The organism is Bacillus sp. Bwzl_19, from assembly GCF_054900515.1.
The window spans coordinates 3,636,223-3,659,391 of sequence record NZ_CM142729.1; the positions used below are offsets into that span (position 1 = coordinate 3,636,223).

Genomic DNA, 23,169 nt, shown 5'->3' on the forward strand with positions numbered 1-23,169 from the left:
GATTTGCTGTCCAAAGAGCCTCTATTTGTATATGGATGTTATATAAAATTCATTTTCGTACATAAAGATACATTATACTAAAATACCGTCGCCGCGCAAATAGAGTGTGATGAATTTTTATTTGTAAATTCCATACAAGCCGAGGGAAAGCATTGCCGCATCAAAGTTTTACGCGTTTTGAAGCACATTTGTGATCTTTTGGATCGCCCAGTCCAAGTCTTCCTTGGAAATCATTAACGGCGGTGCAAACCGGATCACGGTATCATGTGTTTCTTTGCATAAAAGCCCTTCGCCTTTCAGCTTTTCACAGTATGGGCGGGCCGCTTCGGTCAGTTCAACGCCGATAAACAGGCCGCGTCCGCGCACGTCTTTTATGATAGGGTTATCGATTTTCTCAAGCTCTTCTTTAAAATACCGGCCAAGCTGAAGCGAACGCTCTGCCAGCCCTTCTTCCTCAAGGACTTCAAGAGATGCGATCGATACCGCGCAAGCGAGCGGGTTTCCGCCGAATGTCGAGCCGTGGGAACCCGGATTAAACACGCCGAGAATGTCACGGTTCGCCGCGATGCATGAAATCGGGAAGACGCCGCCGCCGAGCGCTTTTCCTAAGATGAACATATCCGGTACGATATTCTCCCAGTCAATCGCGAATGTTTTCCCTGTGCGGCCGAGTCCCGTCTGTATTTCATCAGCGATCAGAAGCACATTTTCTTCCTTACAAATGGCGGCCGCTTCTTGTAAAAATCCTTCCGGCGGAATGACGATGCCCGCTTCTCCCTGAATCGGTTCGAATAAGAAAGCGGCTGTGTTCGGCGTAATCGCCCGGCGCAGCGCTTCTGCATCTCCGTACGGAATTAATTTTATACCCGGAAGCATAGGTCCGAAACCTCGTTTATACTCATCTTCTGAAGAAAGAGATACCGCAAGCATCGTTCTGCCGTGGAAGTTGCCGATACACGCAATGATTTCTGCCTGATTATCGGCTACCCCTTTGACCTCATATGCCCAGCGTCTCGCCGCTTTGACAGCTGATTCAACGGCTTCCGCCCCCGTATTCATCGGCAGAATCATATCTTTTCCCGTCAGCTTGGCTGTTTTCTCATAAAACGGGCCGAGCTGATCATTATGAAACGCGCGTGACGTCAGAGTGATTTTATCCGCCTGATCCTTCAGCGCCTGAATGATCTTCGGATGTCTGTGTCCCTGATTCACGGCAGAATAAGCACTCAGCATATCCATATATTGATTGCCCTCAGGGTCTTTTACCCAAACACCCTGCGCTTCTGAAATAACAATCGGAAGAGGATGATAGTTGTTCGCGCCGTAATGTGAAGTTTGACTGATAATTTCTTGAGATTTTGTGAAAGCTGACATAATCTGATTCCCCCTTGTTTTGTAAACATTCAACATAAGCTCTTGCTTTCCCTTTTTATAAAGCAAGTTCCGTGCCAATCCGAAAAAACGGGATGTTTCGGCAAAATTCTTTCTCTTCCTGCAAAATTTTCATGCGGTTTGCAACCAAAGCTCAGCAAAGCGCAAAATTTTTTTGCGTTTTCGCTGACAAAAATAAGAGCAATCCAATTAGATTGCTCCTATTCAGCAGTTATTTATTCAATTGTCTTTGATATACAATATAAGAACTTAATACAGAAAATATGATACAGCCGATTGCAGCAATGAAAATGGCTGATATTCTATACACTGGCGGAAAAAAAGCTGAAAGCATCATGATAATGCCCGCTAAGACAAAAAGTTTTGAACTAACCCTGTGTGTATCCTTCCAAACTTTTTCACTGCTCAGCGTCCACGGTGTTCTTATCCCTAAAAAGAAATTAGGCTTAACTATCTGAATAAAGTTTCCAAACACCATAAAAATAACGCCCACTATAAAGCTTCCTAAATAAGATATAGGGAGGTCATATCCCAGGCCGGTCAAGATGATCATAAGATTAATGACAAACATTACCGCAAACATTGTATTAAATATAGCCATATATGGCCCGATAAATGTTTTGTAGTTATTTTTAGGATCAATCTTAGGGATGATAACCATTAAAATATATATAATAATCATTATGCCAATAAGCATCATCATCGCATTAGCTTTAGCTTGGTAATCATTTGCACTTCCGTTTAATCCCCAGTGTATCGCCAAATTGTCCGGTAAAGATGAATATGTGAAAGCCCATGTTAAAACAGTTAAAACAATGAGTCCTGCCGAAAAGATATATTTTTTCATGATTCCCCGCCTTTCTTCTTATCATGTTCTGGTTCAGCCAAAGAAAAGAACCAGCCTATAAGATCCTGTAATACAGTGGTATTTAATGAATACATAATAAATTGACCTTTCCTCTCATCGTGAACTAAATCAGTATTTTTCAATATGTTAAGATGATGAGAAATACTGGGTTTTGACATTTCGAAGTGTTCCGCAATTTCACCAGCTGTCATGTCTTGTTTCTTCAATAAATCTAAAATTCTTCTCCTTGTAGGATCGGCTAGTGCTTTAAATGCTTTATTCAAGTACTTTCCCCCTCTCATATATGATTTAGATATTTAAGTATATATCTAAATATCAACCATTTTCCTAAAAAAGTCAATGGTTTCTTTACCTCAATTTCCATTTATTTTTAAAAATCAGCAAAGCGCAAAATTTTTTTGCGTTTCCGGCTCAATTTATTTTAAAATAATGAATGTTAAGACGATTGGGAGGGGAATTGACCTGCACACAACCAGCGAATTTTTCACACTCGTATTACAAAGCATTCTGGAAGAGATTGATGTCGGGCTGCATGTGGTAGACGAAAAGGGCAGCACCGTCATTTACAATAAGAAAATGATGCAGATTGAAGATATGGATGAACGGGACGTCCTGCATAAAAATCTGACTGATGTATTTATGTTTTCCAATCAGCAGGACAGCACGCTCGTTCAGGCCCTTCAGGAAGGCAAAACGATTAAAAATGTGAAGCAAAGCTATTTCAATAACAAAGGCCAGGAAATCACGACGATCAATCATACCTTTCCGATTGTGCAAAACGGGGAGATCAAGGGCGCCGTGGAAATCGCCAAGGACGTCACCAAGCTCGAACGGCTGATCAGGGAGAACATGCACAGAAAAGAACAGAACAGCTATACGTTTGACAGCATTCTCGGCAACAGTCCGGTCATCCGGGAAGTCATCGAAAACGCAAAACGGGCAACCCGCACGTCTTCATCCGTGCTTTTGGCGGGTGAGACGGGAACAGGAAAAGAACTGTTCGCCCAAAGCATTCACAACGGCAGCCAGCGCTCAGGCGCCCCGTTCATATCACAAAACTGTGCCGCCTTGCCGGACAGTCTGGTCGAAAGTATTTTATTCGGCACGAAAAAAGGCGCCTTTACCGGAGCCATAGACCAGCCCGGCTTATTTGAGCAGGCACAGGGCGGCACCCTGCTGCTGGATGAGATCAACTCTCTCAATCTCAGCCTGCAGGCCAAACTGCTCCGCGCCCTTCAGGAAAAGAAAATCAGGCGCATCGGGTCAGCTCAGGACAAACCGATTGACGTCCGTATTATCGCCACGATGAATGAAGACCCGATCACCGCCATTTCGGAAGAGCGGCTGCGCAAAGATTTATATTACCGATTAAGCGTTGTCACGCTGATCATTCCGCCGCTCCGGGAGCGCAAAGAGGACATTCTGCCGCTGGCTGAAGTATTTATCCAGAAAAACAATCACCTGTTCCAAATGCATGTCGATTCGATCAGTGACGATGTGCAGCAATTCTTCCTGGAATATGACTGGCCGGGCAACATCCGTGAGCTTGAACATATGATTGAAGGCGCCATGAACTTTATGACGGATGAAACGACGATTACGGCGGCCCACCTGCCTTATCAATACCGCATGAAAATCAAACCGGCTGACACGGATGCCAAAGCCGCTCCAAACACCCAGCCCGGCACCGATTTAAAAGGTAAAATGGAGAATTTTGAAAAATATATGATCGAAAACATTCTGCGAAAACACCGCAACAACATATCCAAAACGGCACACGAGCTCGGTATCAGCAGACAGAGCCTGCAATACCGCCTGAAAAAATTCGGGCTGGAGCGGATGAAATGAATCCATACTGAAAAAAGGCTGAGATGCTCCTCAGCCTTTCGTCAGCCTATGTCTGATTGGCTTGATGCCACCACTCCATTACCTGAATTTGTCATTCTGGTTCAAAGCTCGACTTTATTCTGGATGGCGACACTCGCTTTCAGTCTGTAAAAGCTGAGCATCATAAACAGCGACAATAAGATGGATAATACCCCGATTGCGGTCAGCAGCAAGGCTGAATCAAAATAATCCGTTAAGAATCCGATAAACGGAAAGGCAATGAACATGAAGAGAGAGGTCATCAAACTGATAATTGACAGCAGCGTGGCTCTCGTTCTTGACGGAATCTCATTATTCACTACCTGACTGGATACGGGCTCTATCACATCATAGAGCGCATTAATGACGACAAAAGCGGCAATCGTCACATACAGACTGCCTGAAGGTATAAACAGATAGGCTGCCCCGATGATGCAGAATGTCAGCAGAAGCACGCGCCTCGGCGTGAATTTTTCCGCCGGCTTTGAAGAAAAGATGGAGCACAGCGCCTGCAAGATGGACAGTCCCGCAAAAATAATGGATATATTGCGCACGGACAGCCCTTCCTGACTTAACAGATCTTGTCCGTACATATAAAAAACCGATGTGAGCGCAAAGAAAACAGAGAGTGACAGCACCAGATATTTAAAGGCTTTGTTCAGCCTGAAGAAATCTTTGACTTCTTTTAAGATGTCACCGACCGTCTGCGTTTCGTGTTCACTGTTTTCAAATTTGATTTCCGTCAGCTGTGTAATGACCGCCATTGCAATCAGCTGAGTCACAATCCCCGCGATAAACACATAAGCCCATGATATTTCCTGTAAGTAACCGCCGATGCCCATGGCGATCGCAAGACCGAGTATGACAAGTCCGTTATAGTTTCCGATGGATTTGCCGTACCACTTTTCCTTCCCTTGTTCTTTCAGTGAATCAAACAAAAAGGCGTGATCCGTTCCTGATATAAACGTCAGCCCGACGCCGTATATAATATGGGCGATGAAGAGGGCGATGAAGTTATGAAAGCTCAGGAACATCGCCAAATAGACAATGACCATAAAATGGCCGAGCAAGAGCGATTTTTTTCTCCCGATTCTGTCCGAGATGACGCCGCTTGGCACTTCCGCCAGAAACATCGCCAAATTCAAGACCGATTGCAGGATGCCCACAAGAAACAACGAATAATTCATACTTGTTAAATATAAAATCCAAATCCCCCGTTCGAAAAAAAAGTTTCCGAAAAAACCGGAGAAGTAAAGCAAATTTCTATTCCGCACATGAATACCCCTTTCCAGCTATCTGCATTTAACATCATGAACAGAAAGGAGCCCGTCAGTCTTAACACAAAAACCCTCTATACATGGATCTTGCAGATACAGACTTTTCCCAAAACAAATTGGGCAATAATGAGTTGTATTCTCGAATAACCCAAAAAGTTCCTTCTTTTTTCCAGCACCTCTCTGATGCCGCCTTCATATAGCTCATGCACGTAAGACGGAAGAATAATCATTGAAATGGCTGAAATCGGGAGATGATAAGTCCGCTTCGGATCAGTTCTGGTTTTTCCAAGAGGGGCGGATCTTCCTCCGGCTTCTATTTCATCAGACGGCTCGCCCATGGTAACGTCAAATCGTTTTTTCCTATTATGTTCACCCCCGGCTGATCGCCTTTTACAAACGGTAAAGCATGTTTTATGTCAGAAATTGCTGAGCTGGGGATTTTGATTATTTCGGCACCTATAGTCCGGGTGAATCTCAATACTCTTGTATGAGCGGCATCTTTGCGGGTCAGCAGACTTATCCCGGCAGCCGGATAATGAACACGGAGCCTTTTCCCTGCTCACTTTTCACTTCAATTGTTCCGTTATGGCTGTCGATAATGGTTTTTGTAATGGCAAGACCCAGCCCGGTGCCGCCGTATTTACGGGATCGGGAGGTTTCCGCCCTGTAAAACCGGTCAAACAAATGAGGCACATGTTCGGGGGCGATGCCCGTTCCATTGTCAGCAATCATGAGCATGATGCCGCCGTCTTTCTGCAGAGAAACGGTGATGACGCCCGTTTCTTCATCCGTATGCTGCACCGCGTTGTAAAAGAGATTGAGAATGACCTGCTTCATTTTGTCCTTGTCAAAAACGGCTTTAATCTGTTGATCGACAAAAAACTCGAGCTTCCGGTTTCTCGCCAGCAGCTTCAGCTGAGCCTCCATTTCCAAAATGACGGCTCCCAGTGCGCCTTTTTCCATTTCAAAGCTCGGCACCCGGTCAATCTTCGCAAGAAACAGAAGGTCCTCTATCAGCTTATTCGCCCTGACGGATTCGGCGTACATGCTTCGGAGCGCTTTTTCTTTCTGTTCCGGCTTCTCCGCCGCTCCGCGCATTAAAATTTCGATAAAGCCGTGAATGGAAGTAAGCGGTGTTCTCAGTTCATGTGACGCGTCTGATACAAACTGCCGGATGCGTTCCTTTGCTTCTTTTTCCGCCTGAAAAGAGGTTTCAATCCGTTCCAGCATCTGATTGATGGATATGCCTAATGACTCAATTTCGGCCTGCTTTTTATCAATCGGCAGCCGTTTATCGAGACTGCCGGCATTGATGTCACCCATCATATGCACAATGCGCGATAATGGCTTGAGTGTGAGCCGGATCACCGGCAAAAAAACAAACAGTCCGATGACCAAAGCCGCAAAAGAAAGCACCGCAAAAATACCGACCTGGCGGAAAAGCGAATCATCCAGAGGCTGTGTCAGCGTGCTCATTTGCACAACGCCCGCCTGCCTTCCGTCAATGGAAATCGCCTGAAATACGACGATGATTTCCTGACCCATCTTATTGTGAGCCACCTGATAGTGAAGCGCCATTGTGTCTGTCAGCGCATCCCGATACACGTTTTTCGGGAAAGAAGGAGCGGTTCCCGCGTGCGGGTCCTCTGATAAAACAGACATCTTGTATGATTGATCGATAAAAGCAACCGTCACCCCGGGATAAATCAAATTCGGATGAGCCGGTGTTTCAGAACGGGCAAGGGTTTTGATTGACCTCCATACGCTTTGATCCATTGAATTGATATAGCTCTGAATGCTGATCGCCTGATTTTCATACATCGTCCTTTTCATAAACATGTACTGCGTGCCGCCGATGAAGCATAACAGCAGGGTCAAAATCGCCAGCGACCTGAACAGGAGCTGGAATCGCAGGGTTCTGTACAGCCGCTTCATGCCAGATCCACCCTGTACCCCGCGCCCCGCACCGTGCGGATCACTTTATGCTCTTTGTCTTTCAGCTTTTCGCGTAAAGAACGGATGTACACCTCGACGATATTGTCTTCCCCGTAAAAATCATAGCCCCATACTTGATCGAGAATCCTCGTTTTACTGAGCACCGTCCCGTGGCGAAGCACTAAAAATTTCAGCAGTTCATATTCGGTGGCAGACAGCTTCAAAGGCTGTTCATTGTAATGAATCTCTCTGCTCCGGTCATCGATTCGGAAAGGGCCGAGCACCACCTCATCAAAAAGATGCGGAAACTGGTTGCGGATTCTTGCGTAAATCCGGGCAAGCAGCTCCTCAAAGCTGAACGGTTTGATCATGTAATCATCAGCCCCTTCAATCAGCGCCTTTACGCGGAGCTCTACTTCATCCTTCGCGGTCAGCATAATGACGGCGGTATTGCTTGTTTTCTTGAGCATTCTTGACAGCTCAAGCCCATCCATTCCCGGCATCATAACGTCCAAAACAGCAATATGAGGCTGAAATGTTTTAACAAGATTCATTGCCGACATCCCGTCTGCCGCGGACATCACTTCAAATCCTTCATTGACAAGCCCCATCGTTAAAAAATCAATGATCGCCGGCTCATCGTCTACAATCAGCACCTTGATGCCTTTCAACTTATCCATGATGCAGTCTCTCCTTAGATGTATCAGCCTGAGTTTATTTTTTTCGCTTCCCCCTCTATTATTCGCTTTTATCTGAAACAAAACTGAATCTAAGCTGAAAATCCGCTGAATTCAGGAAGTTTTCAGCTTGTCCTCATATTGTTTTCAGCTTGGGTCTTTACAATAAGCCTTAGTTGGGACGCCAACGATGAAATGTTTAAGGAGGAATATACGATGGGAATTACAAAAGTTTTATCAGGAGCTGCACTGGGGACCATTCTTTCAATCAGTTCTTTAACTTCAGCACATGCGGCTGTCATTCATAAGGATAGCGCTGCGCAGGCGAAAGTGGAAACGAAACAGGAGGCTTCCGTTTCCATAGCAAAAGCGAAAGAAGCAGCATTGAAGAATTGCAGCTGCAAAGGCGCCGTTCAATCAGCGCAAATGAAAAAAATCAACGGCGCTTACGTATATGTCGTCAACATTCTTGACGTAAAAGGAATGCAGCATACCGTCAACGTCAACTGTGACAGCGGAAAAGTCGTGAAACACCAGATTGAAAAAAAACAGCAATTCATTTCAAAAACGGGTGCTGAAAAAATTGCCTTGAAGAATTGCAAAGGCGCCGTGAAGTCTGCTGAGCTGAAGTCCGAAAATAACGTCATGGTTTACGTCGTTCAAGTGTCAGGACAAGACGGCAAGCTTCACACAATCCATATCAACTGCAAAAACAGCAAAATCGTCAAACATGACATAAAGGATAACCAGCAATACATGACCCGTACAAAAGCGGAATCATTCGCACTCAGCCATTGCAAAGGCGCCGTGAAATCCGCTGAAATGAAAAAAGAAAACGGCGTATCTGTATATGTTGTCAGCATATTCGGCCAGGACGGCAAGCTGCATACGCTCCACATGGACGGCAAAAGCGGTAAAGTCCTGAAAGAAGACGTGCAGAAAAAACAAGTCATGATCGCTTCTGAAAAAGCGCATTCCATCGCGCTCAGCCACTGCAGCGGAATAGTGAAATCTTCTGAAATGAAGAAAGAAAACGGCGTCTACATGTACATCGTCAAAATCACTGCCCAAAATCATACGGTACAGACAGTTAAAGTAAACGCTGAAAACGGAACAATCTGCAAATAACAAAAAAATAAGCTGCCGGCAGTTTCATCTGCCGCTTCAATTTTGCAACACCAGTCGTTTCAATCACAAAAGGTTCTAAGTTCATGTCTGCCTTTTCTAAATATACCCATTTTCAACTGAACGTGCTGTGACCCGCGTTCAGTTCTTTTTTGTGAGCTGCTGAAAAATGGCATAAAAAAAGCGCCCTGGAAAAGGACGTTTGAGGATAGGATTTAAATTCTGCATTCTAATATAATTCTTCCTTCACATTCACCTTCAATTTCATTCAATACAATGATCACATCAGCTGTTTTCATGTTTTTTCACCCCCTTTTATTCATAATATTAACAAATAAATCAATAAAAAACAGCCCGGATTTCCGGGCTGCTTTTTTATTTCTGCAATCGATCCGCTTCTGTCAGTTTGACTTCCGCTGTTTTTTTCTTTCCTGAACGGTAGAACGTGATCTTGACACGGTCGCCGATCTTTTTGCGATACAGACGCTCACGGAGATCGACAATGTCATTGACCTTATGTCCGTCGAATCCGGTGATCACGTCGAGCTTTTTCAAGCCTGCTTTTCCAGCCGGTGAAAACGCGTCGACACCCATAATGACCGCTCCGGTTTTAACACCCTTCGGAAGTTTGAGCGTCTGGCTCCAATGGTAGCTCGCAATATCCGTTAAAGATTTCATCTCAATACCGAGGAAAGGCCGTCTGACTTCTCCGTATTTTTCTAAATCCTGAATAACGGGAATGACAAGCTTTGACGGGATGGACAGGCCGATTCCTTCAACGGCGGATTCAGCAATCTTCATTGAGTTGATGCCGACCACCTTGCCCGATATATCCATCAAAGCGCCGCCGCTGTTGCCGGGATTAATCGCGGCGTCGGTCTGCAGCACTTCCGCATTCCAATCAGGCTGTCCGTCGCCGTTTGAGTCAACGGGAACCGCCCTTTCCGTTCCTGAAATGATCCCTTGTGTCACCGATCCCGCAAATTCAAGTCCGAGCGGGTTTCCGATCGCAATGACCGGCTCGCCAACTTTCACTTGATCAGAATTGCCGAATTGGGCGACCGATTTGATTTTATCAGTCTTCACCTTCAACACGGCAAGATCCATCAGACGGTCGCTCCCGATCAGCTCGGCAGGCACGCGCGAGTCATCTTTCAGGCTGATCTCAATTTCAGTCGCACCTTCAATGACATGGTGATTGGTTACGATATAAGAAGTGTTTCCGTTCTTTTTGTAAATGACGCCGGACCCGCTTCCCGCTTCGCCGCCCTCTCCCCAAATATCGGTCTTTTGGATATTGAGAACGCCGACTACCGAATCCGATACACGGCTGACCAAATTCGTGACAGCATCATTGATATTTACGTTGACTGTTTTCACCTGTTCGCTGCCGATGCGCTGATTGGCGCTTTTGCTGCTTTCTCCATGGTCTCCGCCTGTCCAGTACGGCAGCAGTAAACCCATGAGCGCGGCCCCGACGATGACACCGATCAGACTTGAAAGGAAGTATCCTCTCTTGCTGCGGCGGGGCTGCTCGGGGGCGTACTGTTCATCATCGCGATTATAATCCACCCTATCTCAAATCCTTTCAAGAGAACTTAATTTGCTTATAGTGTGGGTTAGATCGCGGATTAATAATCATGATTCATTTGGAAAAATTACACGGCGCACAGAGGCGTCGGGATTTTCGGATCGGTATCAAATAATTGAAACGTTTCCCCCGCGACAAATCCTTTTGCAGCCAATGTCTGCTGCACGGACATTCTCGCCAGTTCCTTCATATTGTTGTCTTGGCTCAGATGCGCCAAGTAGATGCGTGATGTGCCGTCGCCGATGACATCAGTCATGGCGAGCGCCGCGTCTTCATTTGAGACGTGGCCGACATCGCTTAAAATCCGCCGTTTAATGCTCCATGGGTATCTGCCCATTTGCAGCATGCCGACGTCATGGTTGCTTTCAAACACAAACACATTGGCCGAACGGATAATGCCCTTCATTCTGTCGCTCACATAACCGGTGTCCGTCATCAGCGCGAGCTTTCTGCCTTGGTAGTGGAAAACATAGAACATCGGCTCGGCCGCGTCATGAGAGACGCCGAATGACTCAACATCAAGCCCGCCGAAGGATTTCACGCTTTCCATCGGGAACAAAAACTTTTGTCCGGTGTCCAGCTTGCCGATCTGATTCTCCATCGCTTTCCACGTCTTTTCATTGGCGTATACCGGAAGACCGTACTTTCTCGCAATGACGCCGAGCCCTTTAATATGGTCGCTGTGCTCATGAGTGACAAAGATGCCGTCCACGTCGTCTATCTTACGGCCGATTTGCTCCATCAGCCCGTCCATCGCTTTTCCGCTCAGGCCGGCATCCACCAGAAAGGAGTGCTCCTCTGTCTCCAGATAAAACGCGTTTCCGGTACTCCCGCTCGCAAGCACGCTAAATTGCAAGCCCATTTGTGTCTCACTCCATTATTTATTTTGATTGTTATCAATGACTGTGCTTTCTAATGCATTCACAGTGTACGTCTGCTGTGTCTTTTTCTTAGGCCCTTTTGACTTATCTTCAATTGTAATTCTCCATACCGGCGCCAGCACCTGCGTACTTGTCAGCGGGTATTGGGCGATATAGCCGAACTTGACGCTTTTGACGGCGCAATTCGCTTTTAAGTAATTTTGAGAATACAATAATTCGACCGCATCCAGCTCTGGAATCAGGCTTTCCGTCTGGATTCGCTTGAATGACTCCAGCATGGTCTGCTCGTAAGATACGACCTGATTTTTATCGTTCAGATGCAGAATGACCTGTCCGATCGCGTCAGAGGTCGAGTCAAAATCCTGATAAATAAACTGTCCGTCATACGTCTGGTAAAAAATGATCTGTTTTTTATCCTTATCGACTTTCCACAGTTTATATTTTTCTCCGCCGGTTATTTTGGAGCTGACGAGCGATTCCGCATCATCCTGCGGCTTTTGCTTCGATAAACCGACCGGATCGGAAAACTTCATTCTCAGCGTCGTGACCTTGTGATCATCCGTCGGCATCTCCATTAACGGCTTCTGATCCTTCAAGGCTTCAATATCTTCCGCGGTAAATACCTTTTGGCCCGCCGTCAGCCTGTAGCCCGTCTCAGAATCAGAAGACAGGTTCCCGAATGTGATATGATCCATCTCCATGTCTTTTTCCACATTTGAATTTTTAATCACTTCGTATTCGCTGCTTGAACGTTTTTCAAAAAACTGATAGCCGAGAAAAATATCAAGGATGAGGAAGGCAATGATGAAGATCGTTTTTGTCTTATTCCACTCCATTATCGTCCTCCTCCTTCCCCAGCAGATCTTTCGTAATCGGAACGATTTTCCCGTTGATTTTCATACTCCAGACGGGTTCCAGCTCAACAAGATCATTCGTTGACGAATATACCATTTGATAGGACAGGAAGATCTGGTCGATTTTGTTCACATCGTATTTATCCTGCTGCTCCAGCAGCGACACAACCTCACTGCCGCTCATCATTTTTACGTCTTTTGTTTTAATCGGATTCGGCCCGAGAACATAGTTCGGCCGCTTATAGCTGAGAACCTCGTCATTGGCCCATTGCAGGGTCATAACAGGCCCGGCTCCGAAAGGCTTAGACGTGCTGTTGATGACAGGCATTTGATCTTTAAACATGTAGAAACTCAGCTGCTGGTTATCACTCACATTGAAAAATTGATAATGATCCGTCCAGCTCCCCGTATCCTCTAAATATTTATAGCTTTTCTTAATCAGCTCTCCCGTTTGATAAGAAGCGCTTTGCGCCAGGTTCCGGTGCTGGAATTGAATCTGCCGCTGCGTCGAATTGATTTCCAGACGGCTGATTCCGTCAGTCAGCACATTCCGATTGTAATTCGGATCCTCTCTGACCGTGCTCGGATCATTAAAGAGCGTCTGCTTAAACAGATTCGTCTTAATGGTTTCAGTAATAAATTCTTTTTCCTTCATATTAAACCGCGAATTCGGCATGAGAAATTCTTTGCTTTTTCCGACCGAATAGAGGTGGTATAACGGCATACTCGATTTTTTGCTGTACAGCTCATTCATCAGGTTGCGGTAATTCGCCGATTCCACAGTCACTTCCAGAATCAGCTGTTTGCTGTATGAGACCATGTAAATCTTCTTATTCGCTTTATTCTCATTAAACGGAATGACAATATGGTCAAATGAGCTGTATTCCATTGACTGATTCGACCATTTAAACATCGATTGGAAGAAATCAATCGGAATGGTGTCATTGAATTGCAGATCGAGCTTTGCCGAATTTCCGTTTCTGCCGTAAAGCCAATTTTTAAAACCGAGCTTGTCGTATTGATCGGAAATATCTTTCATCCCTTTTACTTCCCATTGCGGCAAATCCGACCACAGGTCATTAAAGAGCGTCTCATCATCCACTTTATAATGAGAGCCGTTTGTATGAATAAACATATCCCGGGGTTTTACCGTTTGCGACATTTTTTGGCTCGTTTTATCAATTTTATGCTTTTCCCGGACAGTCGATTTGGTTGAGGCCGTGCCTTCTGAAAAATTGGGCTGGAACGTCCAAATTCCCCATGTTAAAACAAGACTAATGACGACTAGCACCGACAGTATGACTGTTTTTATATTTTCACGCCTCATCCCAATCATCCTCTTGCTCTTCTTTATATGGAAGAGTAAATGTAATCTTCGTTCCTTTGCCTTCTACACTGTCGGCCCAGATGTCACCGCCGTGCGCCTGAACCATCTCTTTTGCAATCGCAAGGCCGAGCCCGGTGCCGCCGAGTTTTCTCGTGCGCGCTTTATCCACTCTGTAGAAACGGTCAAAGACTTTTTCCACATCTTTTTTCGGAATGCCGATACCTTCATCTTTTACACTGATGTAGAGCAGCTCTTCTTTCTCATTCACATCGACTGAGAAGGTGACATGTCCGCCTTCCGGTGAGTACTTCAATGCGTTAGAAATGATATTATCGAGAACCTGCGTCACTTTATCCTGATCAATCTCCACGTACAGATTTCTGTCCGGCAGCTCGCGGATAAATTCGACATGCTGTTCCTTTGTCATTTCAAAACGGTCAATAATCAGAGACATAAAGCGGATCATATGAATCCACTCTCGATTAAACTGATAATCTTTGCTGTCGAATTTAGAAAGCTGAAGCAGATCATTCACCAATCTGATCATGCGCTCAGTTTCATTTTGGGTCACCATTAAGAAACGCGGAGCGATCTCTTTATTTTCCCACGCGCCTTCTGCAAGCGCCTCTAAATAGCTTCGCATTGTCGTCAGCGGTGTTCTCAGCTCATGAGACACATTGGCAACAAATTCTCTGCGCTCCCGATCGAGTTTTTCCTGTTCGGTGACATCATAAAGAACCGCGATTAAACCATCAATTTTTCCGTGCTCTCTCTGAATAACGGAAAAATTCACCCGCAGTACAGTCGTTTCATCGTCACGATCGATCTCCAGCAGCATGGAATCCTGCTGTTCTACTAAATCCTCAAAAGTAAAGTTCTCTTTTATGCCCAATAAAGACGTAATCGGCATCTCTAAAGCCGTTTCACGTGAAACATTCAATAGCTCAAGCGCAGGGCTGTTTAAAAGAATAATAGCCCCGTTGCGATTCGTCGCGATGACTCCGTCCGTCATATACGCGATAACGGAAGAAAGCTTCCTTCTCTCCCCTTCCGTCATGGCTTGGGCATCTTCAAGCTCTCTCGTCAGATGGTTAAAGGTCGTTGCGAGCTGACCGATTTCATCGTGCCCGTATTTTCGAACCTTTCTGGAGAAATTCCCTTTTGCCAGTTCCATCGCCTGCTTACGCATATCCGACAGCGGATGGGTAATGGTTCGGGCGAGAAATATACCGAGAAGAGCCGTCAGAACAAGGGCCAAGCCCGTTCCGGAAGCAAGAATCGAGTTGACGGTTTTCATCTGGTTAAAGGTATCTTCCATACTGGCCACCACATAAATCGCGCCGACAACTTCCTGATTCTCCGTGACGACCGGTTTTGCCGAAATCAGCACTCTGTTTTTACTTTTAGGATCATAATATTTTTTTGAATAGGCCTGTTTTGTAGAGAAAATCCGTTTGAAAATCGGGTCAGTCGTCTGTTTTCCCGCTATTTCCTCGCCATAAGGCCTCGAAGAACCGATGACCTCATAGCTTTTATCAACAAAAGTAATTTCCCGTATTTCATTATTTTTCGTAAAATCATTCAAAATGCGTTTGACGTCATCCTTAATGACGGTCCTGTCATTGTCCCCTTTATATTCCTGCTCAATATAATAGGAAAGGTTGTCAATCCGCTGATTTAACGATAGTTCATAGGACTTGAGGAGAGAATTCTCCACCTGTTTCACAAAGTACACGCCGATAATCTGCATGGCAATGATGATGAGAAGCACATAGATCAGCGTAATCTTAAACTGAATCGACCGAAAAAAACCAACCTTATTCATCGCCGGTTAGTCCTGTTCAGGGTTTCTCAAGTAATAACCGACGCCCCGTCTTGTGACGATCCAGTTCGGATGGCTCGGATTATCCTCGATTTTCTCACGGAGGCGGCGCACTGTTACATCCACCGTTCTCACGTCACCGAAATAGTCATAGCCCCACACCGTCTGCAACAAATGCTCACGCGTCATGACCTGTCCGATATGTTTGGCCAAGTAATGCAGCAATTCAAATTCACGATGGGTCAGCTCGATCGTTTCTTCTCTTTTTGATACGACATATGCGTCAGGGAAGATGACAAGAGACCCGATATGAATGTCATTTGAAGCTGATTCTTCCTCAGCCGGCGCAACCGTAAGCTGGCGGCGCAGATTCGCTTTGACGCGGGCCAGAAGCTCACGCGTGCTGAAAGGCTTAGTGACATAGTCATCCGCTCCGATTTCAAGTCCGATGACCTTGTCAATCTCAGAGTCTTTAGCCGTCAGCATAATAATCGGCATATCATATTTTTTCCGGACTTCCCGGCACACTTCAACTCCGTCTTTATTCGGAAGCATAATATCTAATAGAATTAAATCAGGCTGAAGCTCCTCCACCATTTCCACGGCTTCATTTCCGTCGTACGCACAGTGCACGTCATAGCCTTCTTTTCTTAAATTAAACTCTAATATATCTGCAATCGGTTTTTCATCATCGACTACAAGGATTTTCTTATCCATCATCTTGATTTTCCTCCTGCCAGAATGACTTCATTTTATCTATTGATGTTTTATGATAATCACAATTCGGAACGTGAAAAACATTCCCCGTCTATTATAACGGTTTCAGGTCAAAAGATAAAAAAATTAAAGAGAACAGCGCAAAAACGTATTGAACTGCCATCCTTTTGTCATGTTTTTTATTTTCTTTTAAAAAATAATATTTTTTTGAAACCTCACGAAAAAAAACGCCGTCTACTGTTTGACGTCTTCTTCTGGGCCGGCTGAAAAGCCGGCTCTCCCTTTTTTTATAACAAAGAAAAAAACGCACCTACTATTGCAGATGCGTTTGGGTAAGTGGCTCGGGACGGAATCGAACCGCCGACACACGGATTTTCAGTCCGTTGCTCTACCAACTGAGCTACCGAGCCAGATGTTTCTTTTCTATACTATAAAGTAAAGTAAAATGGCGGTCCGGACGGGACTCGAACCCGCGACCTCCTGCGTGACAGGCAGGCATTCTAACCAACTGAACTACCGGACCTTACAGTAATTTGTCCGGAGAACCGTATCGTGGCGGCCCTCCGAGGACAAATAAGGAGTTAGCAATAACGCTAAAGTAAATCAATGACCCGTACGGGATTCGAACCCGTGTTACCGCCGTGAAAGGGCGGTGTCTTAACCGCTTGACCAACGGGCCATAAAAAGTGGTGAGCCATGAAGGACTCGAACCTTCGACCCTCTGATTAAAAGTCAGATGCTCTACCAACTGAGCTAATGGCTCTTGATGTGTCGGATTATGTATCATAGAGCATTCAGACAAAAGCTTTCTTGCAGTACTCTATTGAAGCTGTTCCGTAACAACGAGATTTATAATATCATAGAACATTCGAAAGTGGCAACTACTTTTTTGAAAAAAAACTATTATTTTTTTCCCACATGAAAAAACAAGCCTCCGGTCACGGAGGCTTGTCTGCTGCAAACCCTTAGTTAGCGCGGTATACACTGCGGATGACGTTCGTTTGTGAACGGTCAGGACCGACAGAGAAAATAGAAAGCGGAATACCTGTCAGCTGAGACACGCGTTCCAAATAGTGGCGCGCATTTTCAGGAAGATCGCTTAATGTTTTTGCGCCTGTGATATCTTCCGTCCAGCCAGGCATTTCTTCATACACCGGTTCACACTCTGCAAGAGCTTTCAGACTTGCCGGGAATTCTTCAATCACTTCACCTTTGTAGCGGTAAGCGACACAGATTTTCAAGGTCTCAATGCCTGTCAGCACATCGATTGAGTTCAGAGAAAGATCTGTGATTCCGCTGACGCGGCGGGCATGGCGGACAACAACGCTGTCAAACCAGCCGACACGGCGCGGGCGGCCTGTCGTTGTGCCGTATTCGCGTCCGACTTCACGGATTTGATCTCCGATTTCATCTTTCAGCTCAGTTGGGAAAGGACCGTCACCGACACGGGTTGTGTACGCTTTAGATACACCAACGACGTGCTGGATTTTTGTCGGGCCTACGCCTGAACCGATCGTCACCCCTCCGGCGACCGGGTTGGATGAAGTAACAAACGGGTATGTTCCTTGGTCGATATCAAGCATGACCCCTTGAGCGCCTTCAAATAAGACACGGCGGCCTTCATCCAGCGCGTCATTCAGGACGACGGATGTATCGCATACATACTTTTTAATCTGCTGGCCGTATTCATAATACTCATCCAGAATATCTTCAATTTTGAAGCCTTCCGTTTCATACATTTTTTCAAGCAGACGGTTTTTCTCTTCTAGGTTCCGTTCAAGCTTTTCTGCAAACACGTCTCGATCTAACAGGTCTGCGATCCGGATGCCGATCCGTGCCGCTTTGTCCATATAAGCAGGTCCGATTCCTTTTTTCGTTGTGCCGATCTTGTTGGCCCCTTTGCGTTCTTCCTCTACCTCATCCAGTTTCAGATGGTACGGGAGAATCACATGAGCTCTGTTGCTGATTTTCAAGTTATCCGTGCTCACATTGCGTTCATGAAGATACGCAAGCTCCGTTACGAGCGCTTTCGGATCAACAACCATTCCGTTCCCGATGACACACGCTTTTTCTTTATAAAAAATTCCTGACGGGATTAAATGAAGCTTGTACGTGACTCCATCAAACTTGATGGTATGTCCTGCATTGTTTCCGCCTTGATAACGTGCGATCACTTCTGCATTTTCTGACAGGAAATCTGTAATTTTACCTTTTCCTTCATCGCCCCACTGCGTACCTACTACGACTACTGAAGACATATATCCGTGCACCTCCGTTAACCTTTCAAAACGATATCTCATTCAAACAAATTAAGTGTATCAGTGCCGATGCAGAAAGTCAATCCTAAATCCGAACATTAAAATCTTATCATTCTATATTTGTTCGCCTTAATCTCAATTAAAAGCGTTTTCTCTTTCATTTGTTATCTATTACTCACGAAACTTTCACGCTTTAACAAGAAAAAGAACCCGTAATCCGGGTTCCTCGGACAGCCGCTTATATTCCGCTTGTATTCATCAAGACGATCCGCCAGCCGTCAGGATCTTCGATGGTCACGCCTTTTTCTCCCCAATACGGGTTTTCGGGTTCTTTCTCTTCATATCCCATCTGCTTTAATTTCGTGCTGATGCGGATGAGCTCCTGCTGATCCGGGATGTAGAAGACAAGCAGGCTGTCGCCGTGCGGAACGGGCGCCGGCTGGGATGCGCCGGTTTCTTCAGTGAATTCTAAGTGATATTGGGTATGGGGCAGGCCGAACATGACGCCACTGTAGCCCTCATGGCCGGAAAAGCTGCCGACCCTTTTCAGTCCGAGGCCTTCTTCATAAAACCTGATGATTTCTTTGAGCTGTCCGGTCGGCCGGGCGATCCGGATTTGCGCCGCTTGAAATTGCGGAAATTCAATTGTCATCATCATTCCTCCCTTGATGTCATTATATAAAAGCGCTTTCCTTTTTTCGTCTGCCGAACGGTTGTCATTCTCTCGTTCTTTCGGATGAAAAAAAGCCTCAAGACATCGCTTGAGGCTTTACGCACCTGCCGGAACACCGCCGTCATCAAAGCGCCTTTCCAGGTTTACGAACTTATTGTATTCTTTCACAAAAGCCAATGAAACGGTTCCCACCGGGCCGTTACGCTGTTTGGCAATAATGATTTCGATGATGTTTTTGTTTTCGGATTCTTTATCATAGTAATCATCACGATACAGGAAGGCGACGATGTCGGCATCCTGCTCAATACTTCCTGACTCACGGATATCTGACATCATCGGACGTTTATCCTGCCGCTGCTCAACACCCCGGGAGAGCTGAGACAGAGCGATGACCGGAACTTCAAGCTCCCGTGCCAGCGCTTTTAGCGCCCGTGAAATTTCCGATACCTCTTGCTGGCGGTTGTCGCTTGAACGGCCGCTTCCTTGAATGAGCTGCAAGTAGTCAATTAAAATCATGCCCAAGCCGTTCTCCTGCTTCAGTCTGCGGCATTTTGAACGGATTTCGCTGACACGGATGCCGGGGGTGTCATCTATAAAGATACCGCTGTTTGACAGGCTTCCCATCGCCATCGTCAGCTTACCCCAATCCTCTTCCGTCAGATTTCCCGTTCTGAGATTTTGGGCGTTAATATTCCCTTCGGCGCAGAGCATACGCATGACAAGCTGCTCAGCACCCATCTCCAGACTGAATATCGCGACGCTCTCATCCGTTTTGGTGGCCACGTTTTGCGCAATATTTAAGGCAAACGCCGTTTTCCCCACGGACGGACGGGCTGCGACAATGATCAAATCATTCCGCTGAAAGCCCGCCGTCATCCGGTCAAGCTCGATAAAACCAGTCGGAATCCCGGTAATATCGCCTTTCCGGTTGTGAAGCTGCTCAATGTTGTCGTATGTTTGCACGAGCACGTCTTTAATATTTTGGAAGGCGCCCGAATTTTTTCGCTGCGCGACCTCCATAATCGTTTTTTCCGCATCGCTTAATAAATCTTCAACTTCATCTTCGCGTGTATACCCGTCTTGGGCGATCGTGGTCGCCGTTCTGATTAAACGGCGGAGAATCGATTTTTCCTCAACGATTTTCGCGTAATATTCTATATTAGCCGCTGTCGGAACGGAATTCGCGATGTCCGTCAGGTACGAGACGCCCCCCACCTCTTCTAACAGGTCGGTATTCGCAAGCTCTGACGTTACCGTGATCAAATCAACCGGTTCGCCGCGATCTCCGAGCACGAGCATGGCATTATAAATTTTTTGATGTGACATTCTGTAGAAATCATCCGGAATCAACACTTCAGAAGCCAGTGTCAACGCAGACGGCTGTAAAAAAACAGCACCTAACACGGCCTGCTCAGCTTCTATGTTTTGCGGCGGCAGCCGATCATTCAGAAGGTCTGTCATGCTAAGCACCGTCCTCTCCTTAAAAAATATCCAAACTCCATTTTACCATTTCTCATGAAAAAGAATAGAAAAATATCGCTTTCCCTGTATTTGTCAGACTATGGATATGTGTTTCACCGTTCCGAATGCCGGGAAACACATAAATAAATCGATACCAGGAGGGGAAAAAAGATGAAAACATATGCAGTAACACCAAGTGTTGATGCGGACGGATGGTTTGTGAAGGCAGAAAATGTGGCGCCGACGGCTCTTTGTACATCAAAGGACGCGGCGATCGAAAAAGCGGAGCAGATGGCGAAAGAGAACAGCCCGGCTAAGCTTGTCATTTATGATCAGCATAAAAACATTGAAGAGGAACGTTCCTTTTAAGAAAAGCCTTCGCCCGTGCGAGGGCTTTTCTCATTCAATGAAGCGAATACGCAGCACTGTCTGCGCCATGAGATCGGCCGTTTTTTGATACAGATCCCATTCTTCACAGGCGGCAAATACTTTCATCATTTCCTGCAAGGTCTGTTTCAGCAAGATAAATTCGTCAATTGTCCGCAGTTCTGCGGCTTTTTTCTGATAATCAGCCAGCTTCATCTGTAATAACATTAATGGCGATTGCATAAAAAACCTCCCCCATTCTGTTATAACGCCCGGCTTTTCAAACCTCCATTTCTTTGTCATATCCTCTTACGATCGATTTTTGATTTTAGTACAATAAAGAAACGGAAGGAGTGATAACATGAAACCGCTGCAAATTTCCGCCGAAACGGCACAAAAGCTTGCAGAATCACTGAACATGCCGTTTGAGAGAATCATGCACATGCCTCAGCACATTCTGCTTGCCAAATTAGCTGAAGTCCAAAAAGAGAACGAACACAAATAAAGGCTGCTCTCTCATATATATGTGCGGGAGGCGGAAGCGATGGCTTTCCGCCTCTTTTTTTATAGAGAAAATTCCGGTGAAACATTCGTTATCGTTTATTCATATACGCTGAGGGAAAAGTGAAGGGCTTCTTATTATCCGGAAACAATTCAGGCAAAAGCTTGTCTCTTCGATTAAAAAGAACGGTACCAAAAATCTCAGCTGACCAATACTGCAGCACCGGAAAAGAGGCCGGATATCGAACGCCGGCCTTTTATCTGCTCTTGAAACACCTGTCATGCCTGCGCCTATAATATGGAACCTTTTATAAAAATGATTGATAAATACTGTCTATTTTTGAAACCATGATGTCCTGACGCAGATGCTGACTGGCATAAGATTTTGCTTCTTTTCCGAGCCGTTCTCTGAGAGACTGATCCGTAATCAATGACACGAGGGCAGCAGCAAGCTCGCGGCTATTGCCGGGCTGACAGATAAGCCCTGTTTTCTCATGCCGGATCATTTCAGGAATTCCTCCGCATTCAGAGGTGATAATGGCTTTACCGGAAAACATAGCTTCGATGACCGCTATGGGGAAATTATCATTCAATGTGGGCAGCACAAAAATAGACGATTCAGCCAAAAGATCCGGCACATCACGTCGTTTTCCGAGGAAGAACACATTTGAAAGACCCAATTTCCGTCTCTTCTCTTCCAGAAACCCCCGCATTTTCCCGTCTCCGATTATCCAAATTTCGGCTCCCGATAAATGCTGCCGAATTTGCGCGAGGGCATCCAGCAGCACACCATGCCCTTTTCGCTCGGTCAGACGTGAAACACACACAATCACGAGCTTTTCAGTACGTTTCGGCTTGGGTGCATCCTGGACGTGAATGCCGGTATAAACAGTCGTCAGCTGTGTTTCCTTCGCGCCGTACTCCAGTAAAGGCGCGTGAAAGGAGTCACTGATGGTAATGATTTTATCCGAAGCCCGAATGCCCTGTTTTTCTATTTCAGTGAAGTATGCCTCCTCAATTGAACCCTTTTGGATTTTATGAAACTTCATCCGGCTTTTCGTAAAATGTCCGTGAGGCGTGAAGAAAAGAGGACGCCGATATGTTCGATTAAGGTATCCCAGCAAAAATACCGCAAATAAATCCTGCGCGTGAAACAGATCATATTGTTCTAAATCTTTTTCCTTCAAAAATCTTTGAAAGACATGTAAATAGCTGAGATTCTTCACAAGCTTTTCGTTTGCGGCGCCGTATCTGCCGAGAAGAAACGCTCTGACTTCATCAGCGGCCCGCGGGATATCTTCCTGAAAAAATGAAGGCGGCATTTGGAGCGGCGAGATGACATCCGCATGATGACCGATGCGCTCAAAACCTGTCTTAACGGACGTGATATAACTCGCCAATCCTCCGACATTCGGGTAACGGAGAAAGGTTGCGTACAAAATGCGCAATGGCTTCTTTCTTTTGGGGGAGCTTTTTCCTTCCGAACAAAATGAACGCAGCATCCCTTGCTCACTTTGAGGTTCGATTCCGTAAAATTGATCCATGACGCGCAACAAGGCAAGAGGCACCATCTCTTCT

22 protein-coding genes and 4 tRNA genes are annotated in these 23,169 nt (G+C 45.7%); 4 read left to right on the top strand and 22 right to left on the bottom strand.

Annotated elements, in window-relative coordinates:
* Nucleotides 1-168: 168 nt before the first annotated feature.
* The 3 genes from ACW5MY_RS19215 to ACW5MY_RS19225 form a co-directional block, all read right to left on the bottom strand.
* Nucleotides 169-1,374 (bottom strand): ornithine--oxo-acid transaminase, encoded by a 1,206-nt coding sequence (locus ACW5MY_RS19215; RefSeq protein ID WP_014471290.1) that lies wholly within the window; start codon nucleotides 1,372-1,374, stop codon nucleotides 169-171.
* A gap of 229 nt (nucleotides 1,375-1,603) precedes the next feature.
* Nucleotides 1,604-2,239 (bottom strand): SdpI family protein, encoded by a 636-nt coding sequence (locus ACW5MY_RS19220; RefSeq protein ID WP_013354206.1) that lies wholly within the window; start codon nucleotides 2,237-2,239, stop codon nucleotides 1,604-1,606.
* Nucleotides 2,236-2,523, bottom strand: a complete 288-nt coding sequence (locus ACW5MY_RS19225; protein WP_013354207.1) for an autorepressor SdpR family transcription factor — start codon at nucleotides 2,521-2,523, stop codon at nucleotides 2,236-2,238. Before ACW5MY_RS19225 ends, ACW5MY_RS19220 begins: the two co-directional genes overlap by 4 nt.
* A 166-nt stretch (nucleotides 2,524-2,689) precedes the next feature.
* Between ACW5MY_RS19225 and ACW5MY_RS19230 the strand changes: the two genes are divergently transcribed.
* Nucleotides 2,690-4,108, top strand: a complete 1,419-nt coding sequence (locus ACW5MY_RS19230; RefSeq protein WP_044051918.1) for a sigma-54 interaction domain-containing protein — start codon at nucleotides 2,690-2,692, stop codon at nucleotides 4,106-4,108.
* A 101-nt stretch (nucleotides 4,109-4,209) separates the two neighbouring features.
* On the opposite strand, the gene ACW5MY_RS19235 is transcribed toward ACW5MY_RS19230, so the two are convergent.
* From ACW5MY_RS19235 to ACW5MY_RS19250, 4 genes are all read right to left on the bottom strand, one after another.
* Nucleotides 4,210-5,400: an MFS transporter gene (locus ACW5MY_RS19235; RefSeq protein ID WP_013354209.1), complete on the bottom strand. Its 1,191-nt coding sequence runs from the start codon at nucleotides 5,398-5,400 to the stop codon at nucleotides 4,210-4,212.
* 77 nt (nucleotides 5,401-5,477) lie between these two features.
* Entirely contained in the window at nucleotides 5,478-5,741 is a 264-nt protein-coding gene (locus ACW5MY_RS19240) for a hypothetical protein (RefSeq protein ID WP_013354210.1), read from the bottom strand.
* 178 nt (nucleotides 5,742-5,919) lie between these two features.
* Nucleotides 5,920-7,338, bottom strand: coding sequence for a sensor histidine kinase (locus ACW5MY_RS19245; RefSeq protein WP_014471292.1), 1,419 nt, complete (start codon nucleotides 7,336-7,338; stop codon nucleotides 5,920-5,922).
* On the bottom strand, nucleotides 7,335-8,018 hold the full coding sequence (locus tag ACW5MY_RS19250; RefSeq protein ID WP_013354212.1) for a response regulator transcription factor: 684 nt from the start codon (nucleotides 8,016-8,018) through the stop codon (nucleotides 7,335-7,337). Before ACW5MY_RS19250 ends, ACW5MY_RS19245 begins: the two co-directional genes overlap by 4 nt.
* A gap of 213 nt (nucleotides 8,019-8,231) precedes the next feature.
* Between ACW5MY_RS19250 and ACW5MY_RS19255 the strand changes: the two genes are divergently transcribed.
* Nucleotides 8,232-9,143 (top strand): PepSY domain-containing protein, encoded by a 912-nt coding sequence (locus ACW5MY_RS19255; protein WP_013354213.1) that lies wholly within the window; start codon nucleotides 8,232-8,234, stop codon nucleotides 9,141-9,143.
* Nucleotides 9,144-9,515: 372 nt separating this feature from the next.
* Here ACW5MY_RS19255 and ACW5MY_RS19260 read toward each other — a convergent pair whose 3' ends face one another.
* The 13 genes from ACW5MY_RS19260 to dnaB all read right to left on the bottom strand — a co-directional run bounded on the left by ACW5MY_RS19260 (nucleotide 9,516) and on the right by dnaB (nucleotide 20,724).
* Nucleotides 9,516-10,712 (bottom strand): S1C family serine protease, encoded by a 1,197-nt coding sequence (locus ACW5MY_RS19260; RefSeq protein WP_289394047.1) that lies wholly within the window; start codon nucleotides 10,710-10,712, stop codon nucleotides 9,516-9,518.
* Between the two features lie 86 nt (nucleotides 10,713-10,798).
* Nucleotides 10,799-11,593, bottom strand: coding sequence for an MBL fold metallo-hydrolase (locus ACW5MY_RS19265; protein ID WP_013354215.1), 795 nt, complete (start codon nucleotides 11,591-11,593; stop codon nucleotides 10,799-10,801).
* Between the two features lie 15 nt (nucleotides 11,594-11,608).
* Nucleotides 11,609-12,448, bottom strand: a complete 840-nt coding sequence (locus ACW5MY_RS19270; RefSeq protein WP_289394048.1) for a two-component system regulatory protein YycI — start codon at nucleotides 12,446-12,448, stop codon at nucleotides 11,609-11,611.
* Nucleotides 12,435-13,793, bottom strand: a complete 1,359-nt coding sequence (gene yycH / locus ACW5MY_RS19275; RefSeq protein ID WP_289394049.1) for a two-component system activity regulator YycH — start codon at nucleotides 13,791-13,793, stop codon at nucleotides 12,435-12,437. The genes ACW5MY_RS19270 and yycH overlap by 14 nt, the downstream gene beginning before the upstream one ends.
* The gene (walK, locus tag ACW5MY_RS19280; protein WP_013354218.1) at nucleotides 13,783-15,618 is read right to left on the bottom strand and encodes a cell wall metabolism sensor histidine kinase WalK; all 1,836 of its coding nucleotides are present in this window, start codon (nucleotides 15,616-15,618) and stop codon (nucleotides 13,783-13,785) included. The genes yycH and walK overlap by 11 nt, the downstream gene beginning before the upstream one ends.
* A gap of 6 nt (nucleotides 15,619-15,624) precedes the next feature.
* Nucleotides 15,625-16,332, bottom strand: coding sequence for a cell wall metabolism DNA-binding response regulator WalR (gene walR, locus ACW5MY_RS19285; protein ID WP_004393104.1), 708 nt, complete (start codon nucleotides 16,330-16,332; stop codon nucleotides 15,625-15,627).
* A 337-nt stretch (nucleotides 16,333-16,669) separates the two neighbouring features.
* Nucleotides 16,670-16,742, bottom strand: a tRNA-Phe gene (locus tag ACW5MY_RS19290).
* 36 nt (nucleotides 16,743-16,778) lie between these two features.
* Nucleotides 16,779-16,855: transfer RNA gene (locus ACW5MY_RS19295), tRNA-Asp, on the bottom strand.
* Nucleotides 16,856-16,939: 84 nt separating this feature from the next.
* A tRNA-Glu gene (locus tag ACW5MY_RS19300) sits at nucleotides 16,940-17,011 on the bottom strand.
* Between the two features lie 8 nt (nucleotides 17,012-17,019).
* A tRNA-Lys gene (locus ACW5MY_RS19305) sits at nucleotides 17,020-17,095 on the bottom strand.
* A gap of 202 nt (nucleotides 17,096-17,297) precedes the next feature.
* A complete protein-coding gene (locus tag ACW5MY_RS19310) occupies nucleotides 17,298-18,590 on the bottom strand; it encodes an adenylosuccinate synthase (RefSeq protein WP_013354219.1) in 1,293 nt (430 codons plus the stop codon).
* A gap of 238 nt (nucleotides 18,591-18,828) precedes the next feature.
* A complete protein-coding gene (locus ACW5MY_RS19315) occupies nucleotides 18,829-19,242 on the bottom strand; it encodes a VOC family protein (RefSeq protein ID WP_041481687.1) in 414 nt (137 codons plus the stop codon).
* 117 nt (nucleotides 19,243-19,359) lie between these two features.
* Nucleotides 19,360-20,724, bottom strand: coding sequence for a replicative DNA helicase (gene dnaB / locus ACW5MY_RS19320; RefSeq protein ID WP_014471300.1), 1,365 nt, complete (start codon nucleotides 20,722-20,724; stop codon nucleotides 19,360-19,362).
* A gap of 171 nt (nucleotides 20,725-20,895) precedes the next feature.
* On the opposite strand from dnaB, the gene ACW5MY_RS19325 reads away from it, so the two are divergent.
* The gene (locus tag ACW5MY_RS19325; protein WP_013354222.1) at nucleotides 20,896-21,093 is read left to right on the top strand and encodes a DUF2188 domain-containing protein; all 198 of its coding nucleotides are present in this window, start codon (nucleotides 20,896-20,898) and stop codon (nucleotides 21,091-21,093) included.
* Nucleotides 21,094-21,123: 30 nt separating this feature from the next.
* Here ACW5MY_RS19325 and ACW5MY_RS19330 read toward each other — a convergent pair whose 3' ends face one another.
* On the bottom strand, nucleotides 21,124-21,333 hold the full coding sequence (locus tag ACW5MY_RS19330; protein WP_013354223.1) for a hypothetical protein: 210 nt from the start codon (nucleotides 21,331-21,333) through the stop codon (nucleotides 21,124-21,126).
* A 118-nt stretch (nucleotides 21,334-21,451) separates the two neighbouring features.
* Between ACW5MY_RS19330 and ACW5MY_RS19335 the strand changes: the two genes are divergently transcribed.
* A complete protein-coding gene (locus tag ACW5MY_RS19335; RefSeq protein ID WP_013354224.1) occupies nucleotides 21,452-21,595 on the top strand; it encodes a YycC family protein in 144 nt (47 codons plus the stop codon).
* A gap of 304 nt (nucleotides 21,596-21,899) precedes the next feature.
* Here the strand turns inward: ACW5MY_RS19335 and ACW5MY_RS19340 are convergent, their stop codons facing one another.
* On the bottom strand, nucleotides 21,900-23,162 hold the full coding sequence (locus ACW5MY_RS19340) for a glycosyltransferase family 4 protein (RefSeq protein ID WP_088030706.1): 1,263 nt from the start codon (nucleotides 23,160-23,162) through the stop codon (nucleotides 21,900-21,902).
* Nucleotides 23,163-23,169: the final 7 nt, after the last annotated feature.